The sequence below is a fragment of the Halorussus pelagicus genome, assembly GCF_004087835.1.
Taxonomy (GTDB): domain Archaea; phylum Halobacteriota; class Halobacteria; order Halobacteriales; family Haladaptataceae; genus Halorussus; species Halorussus pelagicus.
The window spans coordinates 702,760-717,339 of the sequence record NZ_CP035119.1 but is presented as its reverse complement, the minus strand read 5'-3'; the positions used below and the strand labels follow the sequence as shown (position 1 = coordinate 717,339).

Annotated in this window: 16 protein-coding genes; 6 read left to right on the top strand and 10 right to left on the bottom strand. The window is 65.1% G+C overall.

Features of this window, described 5'->3' with window-relative positions; all coding sequences use genetic code 11:
- Positions 1-93: 93 nt before the first annotated feature.
- The 4 genes from EP007_RS03670 to EP007_RS03655 form a co-directional block, all read right to left on the bottom strand.
- A complete protein-coding gene (locus EP007_RS03670) occupies positions 94-963 on the bottom strand; it encodes an RNA-guided pseudouridylation complex pseudouridine synthase subunit Cbf5 (protein WP_128476362.1) in 870 nt (289 codons plus the stop codon).
- Between the two features lie 4 nt (positions 964-967).
- On the bottom strand, positions 968-1,543 hold the full coding sequence (gene cmk, locus EP007_RS03665) for a (d)CMP kinase (protein ID WP_128476361.1): 576 nt from the start codon (positions 1,541-1,543) through the stop codon (positions 968-970).
- Between the two features lie 186 nt (positions 1,544-1,729).
- Positions 1,730-2,644 (bottom strand): DUF106 domain-containing protein, encoded by a 915-nt coding sequence (locus EP007_RS03660; protein WP_128476360.1) that lies wholly within the window; start codon positions 2,642-2,644, stop codon positions 1,730-1,732.
- A gap of 97 nt (positions 2,645-2,741) precedes the next feature.
- Positions 2,742-3,386 (bottom strand): adenylate kinase, encoded by a 645-nt coding sequence (locus EP007_RS03655; RefSeq protein WP_128476359.1) that lies wholly within the window; start codon positions 3,384-3,386, stop codon positions 2,742-2,744.
- A gap of 143 nt (positions 3,387-3,529) precedes the next feature.
- On the opposite strand from EP007_RS03655, the gene EP007_RS03650 reads away from it, so the two are divergent.
- Entirely contained in the window at positions 3,530-4,411 is an 882-nt protein-coding gene (locus tag EP007_RS03650) for a homoserine kinase (protein ID WP_128476358.1), read from the top strand.
- A gap of 189 nt (positions 4,412-4,600) precedes the next feature.
- Here the strand turns inward: EP007_RS03650 and pdxS are convergent, their stop codons facing one another.
- Positions 4,601-5,509, bottom strand: coding sequence for a pyridoxal 5'-phosphate synthase lyase subunit PdxS (gene pdxS / locus EP007_RS03645; protein WP_128476357.1), 909 nt, complete (start codon positions 5,507-5,509; stop codon positions 4,601-4,603).
- 157 nt (positions 5,510-5,666) lie between these two features.
- Here pdxS and EP007_RS03640 point away from each other — a divergent pair, with 157 nt between their 5' ends.
- Together EP007_RS03640 and EP007_RS03635 are read left to right on the top strand one after the other, a co-directional pair.
- Positions 5,667-7,490, top strand: a complete 1,824-nt coding sequence (locus EP007_RS03640; RefSeq protein WP_128476356.1) for a formate/nitrite transporter family protein — start codon at positions 5,667-5,669, stop codon at positions 7,488-7,490.
- Positions 7,491-7,550: 60 nt separating this feature from the next.
- On the top strand, positions 7,551-8,261 hold the full coding sequence (locus tag EP007_RS03635; RefSeq protein WP_128476355.1) for a DUF1405 domain-containing protein: 711 nt from the start codon (positions 7,551-7,553) through the stop codon (positions 8,259-8,261).
- A 203-nt stretch (positions 8,262-8,464) separates the two neighbouring features.
- On the opposite strand, the gene EP007_RS03630 is transcribed toward EP007_RS03635, so the two are convergent.
- Both EP007_RS03630 and EP007_RS03625 read right to left on the bottom strand, forming a co-directional pair.
- Positions 8,465-9,376: an HFX_2341 family transcriptional regulator gene (locus EP007_RS03630; protein WP_128476354.1), complete on the bottom strand. Its 912-nt coding sequence runs from the start codon at positions 9,374-9,376 to the stop codon at positions 8,465-8,467.
- Positions 9,377-9,607: 231 nt separating this feature from the next.
- Positions 9,608-10,111, bottom strand: a complete 504-nt coding sequence (locus EP007_RS03625; RefSeq protein ID WP_368408088.1) for a type IV pilin — start codon at positions 10,109-10,111, stop codon at positions 9,608-9,610.
- Between the two features lie 336 nt (positions 10,112-10,447).
- Between EP007_RS03625 and EP007_RS03620 the strand changes: the two genes are divergently transcribed.
- Entirely contained in the window at positions 10,448-10,894 is a 447-nt protein-coding gene (locus EP007_RS03620; protein ID WP_128476352.1) for a DUF2240 family protein, read from the top strand.
- 67 nt (positions 10,895-10,961) lie between these two features.
- Positions 10,962-11,330, top strand: coding sequence for a hypothetical protein (locus EP007_RS03615; protein ID WP_128476351.1), 369 nt, complete (start codon positions 10,962-10,964; stop codon positions 11,328-11,330).
- Here EP007_RS03615 and EP007_RS03610 read toward each other — a convergent pair.
- Positions 11,325-11,981, bottom strand: a complete 657-nt coding sequence (locus EP007_RS03610; protein WP_128476350.1) for an HAD family hydrolase — start codon at positions 11,979-11,981, stop codon at positions 11,325-11,327. The genes EP007_RS03615 and EP007_RS03610 overlap by 6 nt on opposite strands.
- A gap of 92 nt (positions 11,982-12,073) precedes the next feature.
- On the opposite strand from EP007_RS03610, the gene pyrF reads away from it, so the two are divergent.
- Positions 12,074-12,985: an orotidine-5'-phosphate decarboxylase gene (gene pyrF, locus EP007_RS03605; RefSeq protein ID WP_128476349.1), complete on the top strand. Its 912-nt coding sequence runs from the start codon at positions 12,074-12,076 to the stop codon at positions 12,983-12,985.
- A 16-nt stretch (positions 12,986-13,001) separates the two neighbouring features.
- Here the strand turns inward: pyrF and EP007_RS03600 are convergent, their stop codons facing one another.
- Complete coding sequence (locus EP007_RS03600; protein ID WP_128476348.1) at positions 13,002-13,208, bottom strand: hypothetical protein; 207 nt, start codon at positions 13,206-13,208, stop codon at positions 13,002-13,004.
- A 435-nt stretch (positions 13,209-13,643) separates the two neighbouring features.
- Positions 13,644-14,573 carry a GTP cyclohydrolase MptA gene (gene mptA, locus EP007_RS03595; RefSeq protein WP_128476347.1) on the bottom strand — a complete coding sequence of 310 codons (930 nt, stop codon included), beginning with the start codon at positions 14,571-14,573 and terminating at the stop codon, positions 13,644-13,646.
- Positions 14,574-14,580: the final 7 nt, after the last annotated feature.

The following is a 14,580-nucleotide window of genomic DNA, read 5'->3' as shown; positions in this document are numbered from 1 at the left end:
CGGGGTATGATTGGTGTCGGAAATAGCTATCTCTGCTTTCTGTCTCGTTTCGTACGTCGCACCTCTTCCCAAAAACCAGAGAAAGAACCGAATTTACACCAACACGCGCTCTAACTCCACGACTAACCCCTCTTCGGCGTCGGCGTCACCGACCATCGTCCCCAAGCAGACCGCGGCGTCGTCGGGGGTGAAACAGACGACCAATTGTCCGTCCGCCGCATCCTCCGCGTCGATGACGCCCGGCGCGTACACCTGCGCGCCCCGCGCGACCTGTTCGGCCGCGCTCGGCGCGATGGTCACCGCGGGGAGGTGCGAGAGGGCGCGCTCGGCCGGTTGGACGACCTCTCGGAGCCAGTCGTCCTCCCCATCCTCTCGCCACCTCGCCAACCCGTCCGCGAAGTCCTCCATCGTCGCCAGCGTCGTGTCGTCGAAGGGGTCGGTCGCGGTCCGCCGCAAGTCGCCCATATGCCCGCCCGTGCCGAGCGCGAGACCGAGGTCGTGACAGAGCTTCCGGATGTAGGTGCCGCTCTCGCAGCGAATCCGGAGCAGGGCTTGGCGGTCTTGCACCTCCAGCACGTCGAGGTCGTACACTTCCCGGACGCGCAGTCGGCGGGCGACCGCGCTCTTGCGCGGCGGTTTCTGGTAGAGCGGGCCTTCGAACTCCGCGGCGATGGCCTCCGTGTCGGCGGGGGCGTCGTCGTGGAGTTCCAGCACCGAGACGTACTCCTTCGCGCCTTCGAGGAACACCTGCGAGAGTCGGGTCGCCGCGCCGGTCAGGACCGGGAGACAGCCAGTGACTTTCGGGTCCAGCGTTCCGGCGTGGGCCGCCTGCTCGACGCCAGCCATGTCCCGCACCCACGCCGCGACCTGATGGGCCGAGGGACCGGGCGGCTTGTCGAGATTCACGACGCCGAAGGCGAGCAGTTCGTCGGGAGTCCGTTCGTCCGGAGGTCCGCGGAGCATGGCGTCAGAAATCGTAATCCGTGTCCACGGGGTATTTGCCCTCGTCGGTCTCGGGTTCGTACTCCTCGACTGCGGTCACGAGCATGTCGAGTACGGCCGGGGCGTCCCACCGAGCGGTGTTGACCGAGAGGTCGTAGATGGTCAGGTCGGTGATGTCGATGCCGTAATACTCTCGATAGCGCTCGGCCTCGCTCCCCTGCCGGGCCGCAGTCTCCTCGCGGGTTTCGGCGACGGCCTTTCCCTCACGGTCGGCGATGCGCTCGGCGCGGACTTCGAGGGGCGCGTCGAGCCAGATTCGGAAGTCGGCGTGGTCGCCCGCTAGCCATCCGGCGAGACGCGACTCCAAGACCACGTCGTCGCGCTCGGCCGCGATTTGCTGGAGGCGACGGTCCAAATCGCGGTCTATCTGGTCGTCCTCCTCGGCGAGCTTGTTGAACTCCAAGGTGGTGTAGTCGCGCTCGTCGGCGAGTTCGCGGAAGATGTCCCCGCCGCTGACGTGGTCGAAGCCGAGCGTCGCCGCCAGTTCGGAGGCGGTCGTACTCTTGCCGCTCCCCGGTGGTCCAGAGACGGTAATTAGCATAACTCCACTCGGAGCGGCGGTTTGAAAGAGGTTTTGAACTTCGCCGGGGCCGGTGCGACGTTCGCGGCGAGTACGTCGCTCACGGACTGCAAATCGACCGCGGAGGAACGCTGCAGAGAACTGGCCGTCGGCGGACCCCGACGAAACGAAAGAGAAACGCCGCGAACCGACCGCAGAAACGCCGCGTTATGTCGGCGTCGTCTGGATGTTCAGCGACTTCCGGATGAGCTGAGTCAGGCTCATCGAGCAGAGGAAGTACCAGATGATCCACATTTGCATCGGGCCGAGGACCTTCGCAGTCCACGTCGCCTCGCCGATGAGCGGCGCGACGATTTGGGTCTCGCTCGCCGCGACGTGACCGTCCAGAACCATCCAGTATATCCAGAGGAACACCGGAATGGTGACAAACATCGTCCAGACCATCGGGCGGAACTGCTCTTTGAACATGCCCAACTGGTCGCCCATCGCGTCCATCTGCTCTTCACGAATCTGTTCGAGTGCCTCGTCGTCGCCGCGCTCTTGGGCCTCCTTGCGCTTCTCCTGAATCGCCTTCATGCGTTCCTGATAGGCGCTCATCTTGTCCATGTTCATCAGGTTCGCTTGCAGGAGCGTGCTGAACAGGCCGGTCAGGAGCGCGACGACCAACACGACCACGTAGAAAGGCAACACTTGGTCGATAGGCCCGATGAATACCTCAACGGCGCTCCCCACGACGTTTCGCACCGGCTGTTGGGAGTAGCCGAGGAACAGTCCACCCGCGCCGACCGCCGCGAGTTTGTCCCACGTCGTCCACGACGACCCTTCGGTGTCTGCGTCGTCTCCGATATCCGGCGTCGAAGTCGAGACAGTCGCCGACGAATCGTCGTTCAGCGCCGTCTCGACCGCGTCTGGGTCGGCGATTTGGAACTCGTCGCCGACGCTCTCCAACACGTCCTTTTCGATGAGTCGGCCCCACTGACCGCTCGTGAGGTCGTCGTTGACTTCGGCCCACTCGATGCGCTCGGAGCCGCCGTCGGTGCGGTCGTAGACGACCGCCAAGGCGTCGGCCATCGCCGAATCATCGGCGATGAGCGACTCGATTTTGTCCGCGGTCCGTGCCATTGTGAGGGATTTGGAATCCCCCGGTTAATCAACTTTCGCTCTTGCTCGCCAGTCAGAGCCAGTTATCGGTCGCTCCGCGGAAGAAAAACGGCCGCGCTCAGGCGTTCGATTCGATGGCGTCCCTCACGCCCTCCCAGACCTCGTCGGGGGTCTGCTCGCCGTCAACGCGGACCAGACGGCCCTCGTCGTCGTAGAACTCCACGACGGGCGCGGTGTTCTCCTCGTAGACGCGGATGCGCTCGCGGGCGGTCTCCTCGGTGTCGTCCTCGCGCTGGTAGAGGTCGTCGCCACACTCGTCGCAGACGCCCTCCTCTTCGGGCGCGTTGAAATCGACGTGGTAGGTCGCGCCACAGTCCTCGCAGACGCGACGACCGGTCAAGCGGCCGACCAGCACGTCTTCGTCCACGTCGAGATAGAGGACCACGTCGAGGTCGGTCATCTCGGAGAGCGTTTCGGCCTGTTCGAGGTTCCGGGGGTAGCCGTCGAGGACGTAGCCGTCAGCCTCGTCGAGCGCGGTATCGACGATTTCGTTGACGACTTCGTCGGGGACGAGTTCGCCTTGGTCCATGTACTCGCCCGGCGTGTCGTATTCGAGGCCAAGGTGGCTGATGTCCATCTCCTTGTTCGACCGAAGCGCGTCGCCCGTGGTGACGTGTTCGACGCCAAACTCCGAGACGATGCGGTCGCTTTGAGTCCCTTTGCCTGCGCCCGGCGCGCCCAGTATCAGAATGTGCGGGTCCATGTGTCTGAACCTGCGTCTCCCACATATAAAGGCTTTAAAGAAAGTCGTCGCGCGCTCCCGCGGGGACCGTCGGTGCGCGACACCCCGACTTCCTCGCCCCCGCCCGGCAGGTTTTTGATTTGGCCCTGACTAGCCACGGGCATATGCTCACGGTGCGGGCCCCGGCGACAACTGCGAATCTCGGCAGTGGCTTCGACGTGTTCGGCGCGGCGCTCGGCCACCCCGCGGACGTGGTGCGAGTCGAACGCGCCAGCGAGACGACGATTTCGGTGACCGGCGCGGGCGCGGAGTACGTCCCGACCGACCCCGAGGAGAACACGGCGGGCGTCGTCGCGCGCGAACTCGACGCGCCAGCCCACATCCGAATCGACAAGGGCGTCAGACCCTCGTCGGGACTCGGCTCTTCGGCGTCGAGTGCCGCTGGCGCGGCCGTCGCGCTCAACGAACTCTACGACCGCGATCTCTCGCGCGAGGAGTTGGTCCGGTTGGCGGCCGAGGGCGAGGCGGTCGTCTCGGGCGAGGCCCACGCCGACAACGTCGCACCCTCGATTCTCGGCGGATTCACCATCGTCACCGACGACGGCATCACGGCGATAGACGCCGACCTGCCGGTCGTCGTCTGCCTGCCCGACCTCGTGGTCTCGACCCGCGACGCTCGCGGCGTCGTCCCCGAGACGGTGGCGATGGACCAGCTGGTCGAGACGGTCGGCAACGCCTCGACGCTGGTCGCGGGGATGGCCCGCGACGACCCGGAACTGGTCGGGCGCGGCCTGACCGACCCGGTGGTCACGCCCGCGCGCGCCGAACTCGTGGAGGGGTACGACGCCGTCACCGAGGCGGCCCATGAGGCGGGCGCGACCGGCGTGACGATTTCGGGCGCGGGTCCCGGCGTCTTGGCGGTGTGTCGCCACCGCGGCCAGCGTCGGGCGGTCGCCTCGGCAATGGTCGGGGCGTTTGACGACGCGGGGTTAGACGCGTTCGCCTACCAGACCGAAATCGGCAACGGTGCGGAGATTTATGAGTGAGTTCGGTCGCCCGCAGAACGGCAGTTAGCGCGGGGGTGGTCTCGGAGTTCTCACGGAATTACGTTCGGGGGAAGTCGTTGTTGGAGTAGCCACTCCGAGTAAGTAGAGCGTTTAGATCCCAAATCAGGGTTGCGTCGGCTCGAAACCCACGCGCGTCCCGTCCGCGCGAAAAACGGTCGCTTTCGAGGCTCAGTTTCCGCGACCCTGAAGCTTCTCTTCGTCGGGCAGGTCGGCGTTGGCCTCGCCTTTCATGCCCGAGCCGATGTCCTTGCTGATTTCGGCGAGTCGTTCGGGGTCGTCCCAGTTGTTCGTCGCCTCCACGATGGCGTTGGCCATCTCCACGGGGTCCTCTGCGCCGAAGATGCCCGACCCGACGAAGATACCGTCACAGCCGTGGTGCATCATCAGCGCGGCGTCCGCAGGCGTGGCGATGCCGCCAGCCGCGAAGTTGACGACCGGCAGGCGACCCGCCTCGGCCGTCTCGTGGACGAGCGGCGCGGGGGCCTCGATGTCGCGGGCGAAGGCCTCGCGCTCCTCTTTGGTCATGCCCTCCAGCTTGCGAATCGCGCTCTTGATGTTGCGCTGGTGGTGAACCGCTTGGTTCACGTCGCCGGTTCCGGCCTCGCCCTTCGTGCGAATCATCGCCGCGCCCTCCTCGATGCGGCGAAGCGCCTCGCCGAGGTTGCGCGCCCCGCAGACGAAGGGACTCGTGAACTCGCGCTTGTCGATGTGGTACTTGTCGTCGGCCGGAGTGAGAACCTCCGACTCGTCGATCATGTCCACGCCAATGGCCTCCAAAATCTGGGACTCCTTGGCGTGGCCGATTCGGGACTTGCCCATCACCGGGATGGACACCTCGTCGATGATCTCCTCTACGTCCGCGGGGTCGGCCATCCGCGCGACGCCGCCGCGCTTGCGGATGTCCGCCGGGACGGCTTCGAGCGCCATCACCGCGACCGCGCCCGCGTCCTCGGCGATTCGGGCTTGCTCGCGGTCCACCACGTCCATGATGACCCCGCCCTTCTGCATCCGCGCGAACCCGCGCTTGACGAGTTCGCTGCCTCGCTTTAGCTCCTCGATGTCTGTCTCTTCGGCCATGTCTGAGAAGTGAGGACGCGATGGGCTAATGAGTACCGGTTGGTCACGGCGTTGCCGGGAGCGACTCCCGTCGTCGCTCCGTTCGCCTCCCGGCAGCGGCGTCGGCCTACGACGTGAGATGCCAACTACTTAGTTTTCCTGCGATACAGTTCCGCCAATGTCTGACCCCGACGCCGATTCACTCGACCCGGAGGAGTCGGTTCGAGAGGCGGTCGAACGCTCCAGAAGCGGTGCGCCAGCGGTCGGGTCGGTCGTTCGTGACCGATTCTCTTCCGACGAAATCTTCCAGCGAATCACCGCGGCCGCCGACGAGGAAATCACGTCGGGCAGTCGAGAGTTATTCTTCAGCGCCCTCGCGGCCGGGTTCGCAATCACGATCACGTTCATGCTGTACGTCTCGCTGACGGCCTCAACGGGCGGCGACCCCGTACTGAGCGCGCTGCTGTATCCGCTCGGGTTCATCTACATCATCATCGGCGGCTACCAGTTGTACACCGAGAACACGCTCCCGCCAGTGGCGCTGACGCTCGAACGACTGGCCAGCATTCCGGCGCTGTTGCGCAACTGGACGGTGGTGCTAGCCGGGAACTTCACCGGCGGCGCGCTCGGCGCGGCCGCGCTCGCGTTCGGCGGCGTCATCTCTCCGGAGGCCGCGACGGTGGCCGCGGACCTCGGACAGAAAGGCGTCGCAACCGCGTGGTGGAGCCTCTTCTCGAAGGCCGCGTTCGCCGGTCTCATCGTCGCTGGCGTCGTCTGGGTGGAGTACGCCGCCCGTGACACCATCTCTCGCCTCGTGGTCGTCTACATCGCCTTCCTCTCGATTCCGCTCGGCGGACTCTACCACTCGGTCGTCTCGTTCACCGAGATGGTGTATCTGGTCCTCCACGGCGACCTCGCAATCGCGGTCGGTCTCGTCGAGTTCGTCCTCCCGGTGTTGCTCGGCAACACCCTCGGCGGGGTCGTCCTCGTCACCGTGGTCAACTACTTCCAGACGACCGAGCATCGACTCGAATCCGCCCGCTTCGAGGGCGCTAACCGACAGCTCTCGGTCCGCGAGTGGCTGTTCGGCGGACTGGCTGGCCGGTCGTACGTCCCGCTGATAGACACCGCCGAGGGACACGCCAGCGAGGGCGACGACGACTACCGAATCGTCGTCCCGATTTCGAACCCGCGGACCGAGACGGCGCTGGTGGACTTAGCGTGTGCGTTGGCGAGCCAGAAATCGGACGCCAGCGTCCACGTCGTTCACATCGTCCAGACGCCCGACCGGACGCCGCGGGGCTACAGCGTTGACCAGCGCGGCCGTATCGTCGCCGAGTCCAACGAGTTGATGGCGGACATCCGCTCGATTGCGGAGGATTACGACATCGACTACGAGACTTCTACGGTCGTCTCCCACCGCTCGTTCGAGGAGATATTCGACATCGCCGAGCGCAAGCACGCCGACCTCGTGGTGATGGGTTGGGGCGACGACCGACTCTGGTCGGCCGGGCGCGCGGAGCGCGCGCTGGGCGAACTCACGAGTACACTTCCGGCCGATTTCCTCGTGTTCAAGGACCGCGGACTGGACGCATCGCGGATTCTCCTGCCGGTCGTGGACAACGCTCACGCCGACCTGAACGCCGAAGTCGCGCGGGCGCTCCGCACCACCGCCGGGTCGGACATCGCGCTCCTACGAGTCGTCAACGACTCCGACGAGCGCGAGGCGGGCGAGCAGTTCCTCGCCGACTGGGCCGCCGACCACGACTTAGCGGAGGCGACGTTCGTCGTTGACGACTCCGGCGACGTAGAGAGCGCAATCGCCACGCGGGCCGCCGACCACTCACTCGTGCTGGTCGGCGCGACCGAGCAGGGACTGCTCTCTCGCCTCGTCACCGACTCGCTGCACTTCGACATCGTCAACGAGACCGATAGCTCGATGGTGCTGGCCGAGCGCGCGACCGACCGGAGCATTCGCCAGCGACTCCTCGGCCGTCGGTAACGTCGGCGACTCCGGCGCGAGACCGCCAAAGCTTTGCGCCGGACGCGAGAGGACTCGGGTATGCTCCCCGACCGGGCCGACCTGCCGCGCTATCTCGCTCCCCTGCCGGAGTCGCTGGAGGATTTCGCGCTCCGGTACGCGTGGCTCATCGTCGCGGTCAACCTCGCCGGGACCGCGTTCGGCTTCTGGTACTACGGGTTCCACCCGCTCCCGCTCTCGGACCCGCTGATAACGTTGCAGTTCGCCGTCGAACCCCCCGTGATGTGGCCGTTCGTCCCCGATAGCCCGATGGCGACGTTCTTCATCGCGGCCAGCCTTGCGCTCTGGAAACTCGGCCGCAACTCCGAGGTGGTCAACGCGCTGGCGTTCTTCGGCTGTCTCAAACTCGGTCTCTGGACGCCGTTCACCCTGCTGGCGTTCATGGAGGGCTTTTCGTACAACTCGGTGTTGATGTACAACTTCCTATTCTGGAGCCACCTCGGCATGGTCGCCGAGGCGTTCCTGATTCACCGCTACAGCGACTTCCCGGTCGGCGCGGTGTTCGTCGCCGTGGTCTGGTACGGCTTCAACGACGTGGTGGACTACTTCATCCCCGTCGTCGGAACGCCCCACCACACCACGCTTCCCGGCCAAGAGGCGCTGGCGAACGGGTTCTCCCACCCGTCGCCGACCCACGAAATCGCGGCCGCCGGTGCAGTCGTGATTACCCTCGCGGCGACGTTCCTCGCGCTGGCGACGCGCGTGAAGAAGTTGGAAGTGAGTGTGAACTGACCGCTGTTTTTAGTACGATTACACACGAACCATGACGCATGCCTATCAGCAGAGACGAATTTGAGGGCTTCTCCGAGACACTCGACATCGATTTCACGGCGAGGAGTACGTCTGTGCCTTGATAACGACGGACCGCTCGGAAACACTCACTCCGTTCGTGCCTCCCCCTTGCGGCTTCGCCGCTCGCACTTTCGAGGCCTCCACTACGTTCCGGCCTCGCCATTCGCGTGCGCTCGGACCCACAACTCCCCAATTCTGGACAGCTTCGTCCGGTAGGACTTCCCGCGTTCCTCCTGCTCGATGTACCCCTTGCCGCCGGGACCCAACCTATCGACGTTGTAGATGACCTTCGACCGAAAGCTGTCGGTGTACTCCTCGTTCAGTTCGCGCGCGAGGGCTTCGGCGAGTTCCGAGACCGACTCGAACTCGCCCTCCTCGCCGAGTTTGAACAGGATGACCTCCTCGAAGGGCTTGACGTTCGAGAAGAGCGCGACCGGGAGTTCCGCGATGTGGCCGTCGTTTATCTCCTTCGCGCCGATGGTGGTCCCGCGCTCGTCGAACTCCGAGAGCAGGTCGCGGGCGCTCTTGAGGCGTTCCTCGATGCGCTCGGCTTCGTCGCCGGGGTCCGCGTCGTCCGCCGAGAGGTCTTCGAGCAGGTCCGTCTGGCGGCGAAGCTCCTCGGCGAGTTCGGTTTCGAGGTACTTCTCCGGGGCGGTGTAGTAGGTGTGAATCTTCTCGCGGTCCTCCTCGCGCTCGACCATCACGGAGTGGGCCGCCGTGGCGAAGGCGAAACTGACCGTCCGGGGCATCGCGGAGATGTTGACCCAGACCTCTCGGCCCTCGTCCAGTTCCGCGTTGATGAGGTCGTAGGCCTGCTCGAAGGCGGCGTCGTAGTCGTACACGTCCGCGACGACGACGCGTTCGGTGGTCGCGCCCAAGAGATTCCGGAAGTCCTGTTCGAGTTTTTTCGAGAGGTTCTGGGAGTATTCGACGTTGGCTTCGCTCCCGACCGCACCTTCCAACAGGATGACGCGGTCAACGTCCAACTGGTCGCGCACGAGCGGCGCGATGAGCCGGTCGTAGTCGAACCCGACCGGGACAATGTGGGTCTGCATACGCGGTACGTGGGGCCGGTGTTTAAATAAATCACCAGTCTCACGAGCGTTGATCTGCACATCACCGATGGTAGACGAAGCGCTTGACCCGACCGAACTTTCCGAGACAGACGTGTACGAAATCGAGGATATCGACGAAGTTAGGGATGTTCCTCCACTTCGCCGGGTAACACCACTGCGATTGACGCCACAACTCTCGAACCGGACGACGAGAACTACCTCCGTGGTCGTCTACGACGCGGTCAGTGTTTGCTTGATTACAACCGAGTTTGTCGGTGTGTGGACGATACGAACGGTAATTTCGTCCCCCTGAGTAATCGGACAGGCGCTAGAAGTGATACGGAATGCAACTTCGTCGGTGGCTGCGTACTCCGACTCGTGAATCGCGTTTGGGCCGGGTACGCCGGAGAAGCCGTATGCTCTCTGGTCGAAGATATCATCGCCCTCGATGTTCGAATCTTCGATGTCATTGCCGCTTGAGGGGACTGGCAAGTTGACCAATCGACCGTGTTTCCCGCAGGCATCCGACGCGTCAACGACGACTTCCATGTTAGACACCTGTATCGTGTCCCCGCCGAGGTGTGTTATTCGGACGATGCCATCGTCACTACCGTCTTGAGGGACGAGCTTACCGCTCGATTGACCGACAATAGGTCCTGCTTCGGTCGTTTTTTCGGTGAACCCGAACGCAAACACCGAAACTGTCACCGCGAGTATCACCACGATAGCGACCATTAGGATGCTCGCTACAACCGGTGAAACTGCCCGAGATGAGGAACCCATTGTAGTCGGTATAACGGTGCGGTGACCCTAATCGGTTCTCATTACTGTACTCGGACCTCGTGAGGGCAGTTCCCCGTATTTGGAATTTCTCTATTTGGCTACGAACTAGCTCTTTGACGCTTCTATCGTGACTTCGATGTTCTCGGCGACAGCGAGCGACCGAGGACCCTCGAAGCTGTACTCGCTCTCTCTCGGCCCGCTCTACCGATAGGCCAACGTTCACCGAGAGAACTCCTTCGCCGAAGAACCGCCAGCTTTACCCACCACTCCCGCACCACTCACATCCGAATGAGTCTCCGAAGTACGGTGGCCGCCCCGTTCCAGCAGAAGGGCCGCGAGTCGATGCCCGAGAGCGAGTTCGTCGTCGCGCTGTCGCTGGACCGCGACTGGTTCTCGCCCGACCAAGCCGAACGGCTCATCGACGTGGCGACCGGACAGGGTTTGCTGGCCCGCGACGACGGCGACGTGGCCGCGGAGTTCGACCCCGGCGAGGTCGAGATTCCCGAAGAGTTCGTCCCTGACGAGTCCATCCTCCAAGAGCAGTCCACTTTCGAGAAGTTGCTCGACAAGGTGGTCTCGGCCGGGACCGACAAGCAGACCGCGGTGGCCGAAATTAACGACCTGCAGAGTCGCCTCGGCGTGACCATCGAGGCCGCCGCGGTGGTCTACGCCCGGCGGCGCGGCGTTGACGCCAGCGCGGAGACCACCGAGGCCCGTGAGGAACTGCGGAACTGACCGCCTGAGTCGCCCCGTCCGACTCGAAAGCCGAAGGCTGATTCGCTCGCGGGCCGACCGTCCGGGCATGGTCGAGGACCGAACGACCGACGGCAAGCGCATCGCCCAACTGCTCTCCTCGGAGGTGTCGAGCCGCGAGGACTCCGGCTTCGACGCCCTCGAAGTCGCCAACGCCGACGCCGACGTGGAGCCGTCGGCCGAGGGCGAACTGGCCTACGAGATAGCTCGCGGGGAGGAAATTCTGGCCGAAGTGTACGTCCACGACGAGCGCGCCCGCGTCGAGTTCCGCGAGCGGACGGACGCCGCGGCCGAGACCGCCGACGAGGTGGGTCTCCGGGTGCGACCCAAAGCGGTCCAACCGCCGCGGACGCTCGTCTTCGTGGAGGACGGCGCGGAGGTCAAGCGCGCGACAGACGTGTTCGTCGCGGTGCTATAGAGTTTTCAGTATCTCGGGCAACTCGGTCGCCAGCGCGTCGCGCTCGACGTGCGCGTCGGCGTCGGCGTGCGGGTCGGGTCCGCCCTCGAAGACGACCTGTATCGCGTACATCCCCGCGTTCCGCGCGCCCTTCACGTCGGCGTCAACGTCGTCGCCGATGTAGACCGCGTTCTCCGGGGCGACGCCGAGGTCCGAGAGGACGGCCTCGAACGCACGCTCGTCGGGCTTTCCGGCCTCAAGGTCGCCCGTGACGACGACCGCCTCGAAGTTGTCCACCCAGTCGAAGCGGTCGAGTTTGCTCATCTGGGCGTCCGTGGGACCGTTGGTGAGCAGGCCGAGCGCGTACTCCTCGCGGAGGTCCGCGAGCAGGCCCGCGACGCCCTCGACCGCGACCAGCGAGTCGGCCACTTTCTCGCGGTACGCCTCGCTCAGCGCCTCGGGGTCCGTGTCGCTGTCCTCGGGGAGAATGTCGGCGAAGATGGGCGTGCGGTCCGGACTGTCGAGGTGTCGAGAGTGGGCGTCGAGATACTCCTCGCGGGACAGGTCAGGCGCACCGACCGCCGCGGTCGCCTCGTCCAGCACGTCCTGTCGCGGGCGGTCGGGAACCGTCAGCGTGTAGTCGAAGTCGAAGACGACAGCGGAGAGAGTCATGCAGTTGCATTGTCGGGACTCCCCCTTGAGAGCTACGGGACCGGCTGCGGAACGAAGGCAAGAGCCATGTCGGACCCGCAGCAACCGCCAGTATGACCTTCTTCGACCGCCTCCGGGAGCGAATCCGGCGCACGGAGGGCCTGCTTGCGGTGGGCCTGAACCCCGACCGCTCGCGGCTTCCCGACGACTGTCTGGAGTACGACTACCCCCGGCGGGCGTTCACCCGCCGTATCGTGGACGCGACCTACGAGCGCGTCGCCGCCTACAGCGTGAATCCGGCGTACTACGCCGATTCGGAGGGATGGACCTCACTGGCCGAAACCGTCGCCTACGCGCAGGGTCGGGGCGTCCCGGTCGTCCTCGACGGCAAGTACGCCGACCTGCCGAACCCCGACGCCGACCTGCTCGACCGGGTGGACGCCGTGACGGTCTCGCCGTACTGGGGTCGCGCGGCCCTTCGGCCTGCGCTCGACTCGGACCTCGGCGTGTTCGTGACCTGCCGGACGCCGAATCCGGGCGCGGCGGCGCTTCAGGACCGACGGATTGCGACCGACGGGAACGAAGCGAGCAGCGAAGACGGCGAAATCGAGGGCGAGAGAGACGAAGAGAACGACGACGAATCCGCGGGCGGCGACCCCACAGTGGCCGACGCCGTCGCCGACCTCGCGGCGTCGTGGGCCACCGACGCACGGGCGGACGTAGGCCTGCTGGTCGGCGGAGAGAGCGACGATCTCGAACGCCTCCGAGAGCGCGCGCCGGACCTGCCCTTCCTCGCGGTCGGCGGGGCGCGAAACGAACCGGAAGTCGCGGCGTGGGCCGCGCCGGAGGGCGGCCCGAACGAGGGCGTCGGTCTGGTCGAAGCGACGCGGGAAGTCCTCTACGCGGGCGAGACCGTCGGAGCGGGACGCGGTCGGGGTCGGTCCCGCGGACAGGACGACTACGCCGGGGCGGCGGGGCAGTCGGCCCGCCGCCTCTCGCGGCAACTGAACCGCCACCGAAAATAGTTGGTCGGCGCTCGGTTCAGAATCGCATCACTTCGTCGTCGTCGAGGTCGTCGGGACTGACAGTCCCTTCGTCGCGCCTGCCGCGTTCGACGGTCGCGGCACACTGCGCACAGAGGCCCTGTATCTCGTCCCAGTGGTCCTCGCACGCGAGGGTCCCGCAGTTGGGACAGGAGTGTTCGGCTTCGTTCTGCTCGCAGATTTGACAGAGACCTGTGACGCTCATGGGCGCTCACTCGACTATGGTACGGCGTCGAGGCGTATCAGTGTGTGGGAGTACGAGGCACGCGGTCGGAGAGATAGGTGGTCGTGAGCATTGTTGTGGCGGTTGTCGTGACTATCGTGGTGGTAATTGCTGTGAACACCTCTGTGTCAGTCTCGGTGTAGCTAGCTACTGCCGACACCAAGGAGTCACAGCACTGCACAACACCGCAACCGCCCCGCAACTGCGCCCCGAGCCTCCCCGCTTGCGTCTTCGCTCGGCCGCGACCGCACCGTAGATGCGGCCGAGAGAAGACGCGGCGCGTCCGGTGGTTCGGTTCATTGAGCGCGTCCGGGTGTTCGTGGCGGACGACGCTCTCGGTTGTTCGTCGGATACTCGCTGATTAGCGGAGCGAACCGCGGCGACCGAACAGACGGCAGAAAGCGCAGACAGAGTCGGTTAGTCGTCGGCCAGTTCTTCGCGGAGCGATCCCACCTCGGCCACGCGCTCGGCGTGGGCGTTGTGCTGGTGGATGGACTCGTCGTTGCTCTGTTTCATCGTCACCACGGCGTCGTCCGGCAGGTCCGGGAACTCGCTCACGACGCCCTCGGCCATGTCGCGCACGCAGTCCTCGACGAACTTCGCGTTCGCGTGGGCCTCGAAGGTCATGTGGTCCTCGTCGGGGCGCTTGGCGAGGTTGTAGATGCGCGCGCTCATCGAGTCGCGCGCAACCTCGATGAGTTCCATCAGGTTGACTTCCGGCGCGCCCTCGCTCTCGACGGTCAGGGTGGCGTGACCGCGCTGGGAGTGGCCCGCCTGCGGAATCTCTTGGAGAAACTCTCGGACCTCTGCCTCGCCGACGCCCAACTCTTCGAGTTTCTCGCGGGCGGTCTGTCCCATCATCCCCTGCGAGCAGGGACAGACCGTCATGCCGGTGACGCGCGCGCCGATTTGTTCGCGGGTGCCCTCCTCGGTCGCGGTGGCGCTGGCGATGATGTCGGCCGTGGCCTGCGTCGGCCGGTCGCTCTCGGGCGTCCGGTCCTTTATCATGTACTCGGCCTCCATCTCGACCTCGGCCTTCGAGGTGTAGTCGTGTTTCTCCAGCAGTCGCTCGGCGGCCTCGCCACAGACATCCTCGACGCGGTAGGTCGGTTCGCTCACCGCATCCTCCAGAATCTCGTCAACGACCTCCATGTTGCGACTCATGTCCGCGCCCTTCCGCCAACTCGGCAGGTCAACGAGGACCTCGAACTCTGCGGTCAGCACGATGGGTCGCTTCTCGGGGCGAGCGAGTTCGACCAACTTCGTGACGCCGGTGACGCCGACACGATTCAGTCCGACAGTCACGTCGGGTTCCGACGCCTGCACGTCCGGCAGTTGTTCGTCCATTATCGCA